The sequence below is a fragment of the uncultured Porphyromonas sp. genome, from assembly GCF_947254915.1.
In the GTDB taxonomy this organism is placed as follows: domain Bacteria; phylum Bacteroidota; class Bacteroidia; order Bacteroidales; family Porphyromonadaceae; genus Porphyromonas.
Genome location: NZ_CAMYEZ010000123.1, coordinates 1 through 6,198, shown reverse-complemented (window position 1 = coordinate 6,198; position 6,198 = coordinate 1). Strand labels below are relative to the sequence as shown.

General features: G+C 53.3%; 8 protein-coding genes. 6 read left to right on the top strand and 2 right to left on the bottom strand.

The window, feature by feature from the left end; all coding sequences use genetic code 11:
* The 6 genes from Q0X57_RS07170 to Q0X57_RS07145 form a co-directional block, all read left to right on the top strand.
* Positions 1-327: AIR synthase-related protein (locus Q0X57_RS07170; protein ID WP_297729601.1), on the top strand; the 327-nt coding region annotated here is incomplete at its 5' end.
* A 37-nt stretch (positions 328-364) separates the two neighbouring features.
* Positions 365-1,471, top strand: coding sequence for a peptide chain release factor 1 (prfA, locus tag Q0X57_RS07165; protein WP_297729598.1), 1,107 nt, complete (start codon positions 365-367; stop codon positions 1,469-1,471).
* A 374-nt stretch (positions 1,472-1,845) separates the two neighbouring features.
* Positions 1,846-2,427, top strand: a complete 582-nt coding sequence (locus tag Q0X57_RS07160; protein ID WP_007365630.1) for a superoxide dismutase — start codon at positions 1,846-1,848, stop codon at positions 2,425-2,427.
* Positions 2,428-2,591: 164 nt separating this feature from the next.
* Positions 2,592-3,590 (top strand): malate dehydrogenase, encoded by a 999-nt coding sequence (locus Q0X57_RS07155; RefSeq protein ID WP_007365665.1) that lies wholly within the window; start codon positions 2,592-2,594, stop codon positions 3,588-3,590.
* 321 nt (positions 3,591-3,911) lie between these two features.
* Complete coding sequence (locus Q0X57_RS07150) at positions 3,912-4,610, top strand: porin family protein (RefSeq protein ID WP_297729592.1); 699 nt, start codon at positions 3,912-3,914, stop codon at positions 4,608-4,610.
* 100 nt (positions 4,611-4,710) lie between these two features.
* The gene (locus Q0X57_RS07145) at positions 4,711-5,451 is read left to right on the top strand and encodes a porin family protein (RefSeq protein WP_297729589.1); all 741 of its coding nucleotides are present in this window, start codon (positions 4,711-4,713) and stop codon (positions 5,449-5,451) included.
* A 357-nt stretch (positions 5,452-5,808) separates the two neighbouring features.
* Here the strand turns inward: Q0X57_RS07145 and Q0X57_RS07140 are convergent, their stop codons facing one another.
* A complete protein-coding gene (locus Q0X57_RS07140) occupies positions 5,809-6,009 on the bottom strand; it encodes a hypothetical protein (RefSeq protein ID WP_297729586.1) in 201 nt (66 codons plus the stop codon).
* Positions 6,010-6,029: 20 nt separating this feature from the next.
* A complete protein-coding gene (locus Q0X57_RS07135; protein WP_297729583.1) occupies positions 6,030-6,191 on the bottom strand; it encodes a hypothetical protein in 162 nt (53 codons plus the stop codon).
* Positions 6,192-6,198 lie beyond the last annotated feature (7 nt).

The window sequence follows — 6,198 nt, the reverse complement described above, 5'->3', positions numbered from 1 at the left end:
ATCCACGGACTGATCCACTGTACTGGAGGCGCTCAGACGAAGGTGATGAACTTCGTCACGAACAAGCACATTATCAAGGACAACCTGCTCCCCATCCCGCCGCTTTTCCAGATGATTGCCGAGGAGAGTGGCGCCGACGCTGCGGAGCTGTACCAAGTCTTCAACATGGGGCACCGCCTAGAGGCATACTTGCCCGCAGAGCAGGCCGAGGAGGCCATCGCTGTGGCACGACACTTCAACGTTGACGCGCAGGTCATCGGCCGTGTCGAGTCGGCAGACCAGAATCGCCTGACACTCGTTACGCCCTTTGGCACGGTAGAGCGATAGTCTTTGACCCACCCCTTACATCACTTAGCAGACCTATATGAACGATTTACTCAACCGCATAGAAGCTCTAGTGGCGCGCCACGAGGAGCTAGAGACTTTGATCACAGACCCTAGCGTCATTGCCGACGGTAGGCGCTTTGCCACCCTGAGCAAGGAGTACACGCACCTCGGAGAGATCCTCAAGGCTGGGGCACAGTACAAGCAACTCCTGACCCAGCAGGAGGAGGCCGAGAGCACCCTCCAGGACAGCGACAGCGATGAGGAGCTAAAGGCTATGGCTCGCGAACTACTTGCTGAGGCTAAGGAGGAGATCCCTAAGATGGAGGAAGAGATCAAGCTACTCCTCCTACCGAACGACCCTGAGGACGACAAGAACGCTATCCTAGAGTTACGCGCTGGGACGGGCGGTGACGAAGCTGCGCTCTTTGCGGGAGATCTCTTCCGTATGTACTCGCGCTACTGCGAGACCAAGGGGTGGAACGTCACCGTCAGTAGCTACACTGAGGGCGGTACGGGAGGTTACAAAGAGATCGTCCTCAATGTCACAGGCTCGGGTGTCTATGGAACGCTCAAGTATGAGAGTGGCGTGCACCGTGTGCAGCGTGTCCCGCAGACGGAGACGCAAGGACGTATCCACACCTCGGCAGCGACCGTGGCGGTACTGCCTGAGGCGGACAAGTTTGAGGTAAACATCAACGAGGGTGAGATCAAGTGGGACACTTTCCGCTCTAGTGGTGCTGGAGGACAGAACGTCAACAAGGTGGAGTCGGGCGTGCGTCTGCACTATCCGTGGCGCAACCCCAATACGGGTGTCGTGGAGGACATCACGATCGAGTGTACCGAGACGCGCGACCAGCCGAAGAACAAGGAGCGTGCCCTCTCACGCCTTCGCACTTTCATCTACGACAAGGAGCATCAGAAGTATATCGACGAGATCGCCTCACGTCGTAAGACGATGGTCTCGACGGGCGACCGCTCGGCAAAGATCCGCACCTACAACTTCCCTCAGGGTCGTGTCACCGATCACCGCATTGGTCTGACCGTGCATAACCTGCCAGGTGTCCTCGGTGGCGACTTGCAGCCGATCATTGACGCGCTCATCGTTGCTGAGAATACCGAGCGCCTCAAGGAGGCTGCCCTCTGATTCTGTCCTGCGACCATTAAACAAATGAACTAGTCTCTACGGAGGAAATCGTGAATTCCTCCGTGGAAATCTTTTACTTTTCAGTGAGGGACGGAAAAACTCTTCCGAACTTTGATTTCATTCTTCCGAAGTTTGATTTCATTCTTCCGAAGTTTTACTTTGCGCCTCGGTGAAGGATTCCTGTTTCCCACGGAGCTATTTGGAATTTCCTCGGTTATCGTCCTAGGCAACTCCTAGCAGAGTGTCTATAATGCGTCAGCCCTGCCTCCTGTGGGGGCTTGTTTTTGTGGTTCGTTTTGTATACCTTTGTGACGCAGTCTAGGCTAAGACCTAGAGCTGCTCATGTCACACTTAAAGTAAACAGATAAAGCAATATGACACACGAACTAATAAAGCTCCCCTATGCAAACAATGCGCTCGAGCCAGTAATCAGCGCTGAGACGATTCAGTATCACCACGGCAAGCACCTCAAGGGCTATGTCGACACGCTCAATAAGCTCCTGCCCGACTCTGACCTTAAGGACGCCTCTCTCGAGGAGATCGTTCGCAAGGCGGAGGGCAAGCTCTACAATCAGGCTGGCCAGGTGATGAATCACAATATGTACTTCCTACAGTTCGCTCCAAACGCTGGTGGGCATCCCGAGGGCAAGCTCGCTGACGCTATCAAGCGAGACTTCGGTAGCTTTGAAGCTTTCCAGACAGCCTTCAACGATGCCTGCACCTCACTCTTTGGTTCAGGCTGGGCTTGGCTAGCTAGCGATGACCAGGGCAAGCTCTCTATCGAGAAGGAGCCTAACGCTGGCAACCCTCTACGCAAGGGCCTCAAGCCACTGATGTGCTTCGACGTATGGGAGCACGCTTACTACCTCACTTATCAGAACCGCCGCGCCGATCACGTCAAGGACCTCTGGTCTATCATTGACTGGAAGGAGATCGCACGTCGCTACGAGGCATAAGCCGATAAGCGCAAACCCGTAGTAGCGATAGCTTAGTGGAGAGATTGGGGGTGTGAGCAGTCAGACCTGTAGGGTCGCAAAGCTTTCCTCCCAGTCTCTCTTCTTTATTATCTAGGGGCGCAACGCAATAAGCATACAATTTCAACACAGACTCAATAAACACTATGAACTTTGTAACGCAAGACAAACTGGTCCTCATCGGCGCTGCCGGTATGATCGGATCAAACATGGCGCAGACCGCTGCCATGATGCACCTTACTCCAAACATCTGCCTATACGACCCCTTTGCCAAGGGACTCGAAGGCGTCTGGGAGGAGATGCGCCACTGTGGCTTCGAGGGGCTAAACCTAACCTTCACCTCAGACATCGCTGAGGCTCTCCGAGGGGCTAAGTATATCGTCTCATCGGGCGGTGCGCCTCGCAAGGAGGGCATGACCCGCGAAGACCTACTCAAGGGGAACTCTGAGATCGCTGCTGAGCTAGGACGCAACATCAAGAAGTACTGCCCCGACGTGCACCACGTGGTCATCATCTTCAACCCCGCAGACATCACCGGTCTCGTCACGCTCATTCACTCAGGGCTAAAGCCTTCGCAGGTGACCACCCTGGCAGCGCTCGATAGCACACGTCTGCAGAGCGAGCTCGCCAAGCACTTTGGTCTCCAGCAGAGCCAGGTAACCAATACCCGTACCTATGGAGGGCACGGTGAGCAGATGGCTGTCTTCGCCAGCACCGCTCGTGTTGACGGCACCCCGCTCACAGACCTCATCGGCACAGACCGGCTGACACACGACGACTGGGCTGCACTCCAGCAGCGCGTCATCAAGGGCGGTGCCAACATCATCGCTCTGCGTGGTCGCTCTAGCTTCCAGAGCCCAGCCTACGTCTCCATCGAGATGATACGTGCGGCTATGGGTGGCGAGCCCTTCCGCTGGCCAGCTGGTTGCTTCGTCCGTGACAGTCGCTACAAGAATGTGATGATGGCTCGTGAGACCACCATCACACGTGACGGCGTAGCTTATAAGGAGGTCAAGGGGCTACCTGACGAAGAGGCAGCTCTCGACAAGAGCTACGAGCACCTACAGGCTATGCGCGATCAGATCATACAGATGGGAATCATCCCCGCTGTCGCTGACTGGCACACGGTCAATCCCAATCTATAGTACACGCCCTCGCTTCGCCTAGCATAGCGAAGTAAGGCGCCAACGTCTGACGACCACGTGGAGCAATCCGTGTGGTCGTCTCTTTTTTTGCTCCGAAACCTCCGGGATCATCGACTCTTTCACGGTCTGTGCGTTACTATAGCGAGTTGCTTGTGAGATGTGCAGAAGCAGGGGGGGCTTGCGTTGTCAACCTTTTTATGTATATTTGCCAGTGGAAGGTTGCTTTCGTACGGCTAGATAAGCGTATTTGGCGTAGCATGGGGTAGGACTTCCGCAAGATTAGACACTAAATTAACTAACCTATAACCAATCAATTGAACAATGAAGAAAGTAATTCTCGCAATCGTCACGATGCTCGCAGCTACTACGCTAGCTACAGCACAGATGCGCCCAGCTATCAAGGTAGAGGCTGGTGCTAACTTCGCTAACCAGACGACTAAGGTCGGCGACAAGTCAACCGATGGTAAGATGATGATCGGCTACCGCGCTGGTGTCGGTGTCGAGTTCGGCATCACAGACGGCTTCTACGTCAATCCTGGCGTATACTTCCTCAGCCGTGGCTCTAAGAGCACTATTGAGACTCCTGAGATAGTTGGGTACTCTGCTAAGGTCGCTCACACTACGTGGCTACACAACGTTGAGATTCCTGTACATGTAGGATACCGTGCAGCACTAACCCCTGATATGGCTGTCTCTATCCAGGCTGGTCCTTGGTTCTCTTACGGGTTCCTTGGTAAAACAACTCAGAAGACTACCATAACTGGTGAGGGGACGATAGCTGATAAGGCTAGAGAGTTTGCAGCTAAGACTGATGAAACTGTCAATAAGGGTGAGAATAGCCCCTATAAGAACAAGGCTCTCAAGCCCTTCGACCTAGGTGTCGGTATGCAGGCAGGCTTTGAGTATCAGCAGTTCGGTATCAACCTAGGCTTTGAGTATGGCCTACTCAACACCTCCGCAGTGGAGAAGATGAAGGTCAACAACATGAACTTCTACGTAGGTCTAGGCTATCGCTTCTAAGCTGTAGCAACCTAAATCGACTTCTCTCATGAAGCTTATGGGGCGACCTACTCAACTTGTGAGCGGGTCGCCCTTCTGTATCATACAAACCCTGTTTACTATGAAGAAGGTAATTCTATCACTCTTCACACTGCTCGCAGCTGCCACGCTAGCTACAGCTCAGATGCGCCCCTCTGTCAAGGTAGAGGCTGGCTTAAACCTCTCACAGCAATGGCTTAGCCTAGCCTCCCGTGAGTCTAAGGGGGATGTCCTCCCCATAAACGTTGACTGGCTGGCTGGTTATCGTATTGGTCTAGGCGTTGAGCTAGACCTCCAAAAAGGCTTTTACTTCAACCCTGGGCTCTATTTCCTCAGTCGTGGCTTCAGACGTGTAGACATCTCGGAGATGAGAGGAAATAGGCGCGATGAGACTCCTGTCATCACCTCAAAGACATCAAACACCCTTTGGCTCCACAACATTGAGATGCCACTACATCTCGGGTATCGCGTGCCTATCTCTTCGGAGATGACACTTTCGCTACAAGCAGGCCCTTGGCTATCCTATGGATTCTCAGCAAAGCGTATCGCCCGGACAGACATAAGTAATGACCGTATACGTGATGACTATCCCTCTTACGACTACAACGACACAAATGCTAGAGAGACAACATCAGACCCTTATAAAGCTGTAGGAAAAGAACTCAAGCCCTTCGATCTTGGTCTCGGCGTGCAGGGAGCCTTAGAGTATCGTCAGGTTGGCATCAATCTAGGCTTCGAGCGTGGCTTGCTCAACACCTGCTTCAGAGAGGTGGGCGAGGTCTACAATATGAATCTATACGTAGGTCTAGGCTATCGCTTCTAATTAGAGCGACCTAAACCCGCACTAGCTCTCAGGGTAGAGCTAGACGGTAAATGCAAAGGCAGGCTCTCTGGGACTACCAGGGAGCCTGCTTCTGTACTCTCTGAGGAGACTGTTGCAGCAGTCTCACGAGTGCTACTAGCGCCACTAGGGGCCCACTCTCGTCTCTATCTTCTAATATCCCCTCCCCCCGAGGAAATCAAAAAAAACTCCGTAAAAAACGAAAATCCGCCCCCGAGGAAATCAAAAATTCTTCCGAACTTCAAAATCTTTCTTCCGAAGTTTCATTTCATTCTTCCGAACTTTTATTTCGCCCCTCCGTGGGAAGTTTTCATTTCCTCCCTGGCGCTTTCCCATTTCCTACCGAGACGTGTAGCCCTCATTGACGTGTAGCCCTTTGTAGGGACGCACGATCTGTGCGTCCGTTGTATCAAAGGTTACGGCATCCGTTGTATCAAAGGTTACGGCATCCGTTGTGTCAAAGGTTACGGCATCCGTTGTCACACGCTGAGACGTGTAGCCCGCTGTAGGGACGCACGATCTGTACGTCCGTTGTATCAAAGGTTACGGCATCCGTTGTATCAAAGCGTGACGTGTAGCCCGCTGTAGGGACGCACGGGAGTGTCTAGCGGGAGGGCGTCCGTTGTATCAAAGGTTACGGCATCCGTTGTGTCAAAGCGTGACGAGTAACCCGCTGTAGGGACGCACGGGAGTGTCGAGTCGGAGGGCGTCCGTTGTATCAAAGGTTAC

Coding starts and splice junctions, on each gene's coding strand:
- Q0X57_RS07150 (WP_297729592.1), top strand. CDS start 3,912: ATGAAGAAAGTAATTCTCGCAATCGTCACGATGCTCGCAGCTACTACG.
- Q0X57_RS07160 (WP_007365630.1), top strand. CDS start 1,846: ATGACACACGAACTAATAAAGCTCCCCTATGCAAACAATGCGCTCGAG.
- prfA (WP_297729598.1), top strand. CDS start 365: ATGAACGATTTACTCAACCGCATAGAAGCTCTAGTGGCGCGCCACGAG.
- Q0X57_RS07145 (WP_297729589.1), top strand. CDS start 4,711: ATGAAGAAGGTAATTCTATCACTCTTCACACTGCTCGCAGCTGCCACG.
- Q0X57_RS07155 (WP_007365665.1), top strand. CDS start 2,592: ATGAACTTTGTAACGCAAGACAAACTGGTCCTCATCGGCGCTGCCGGT.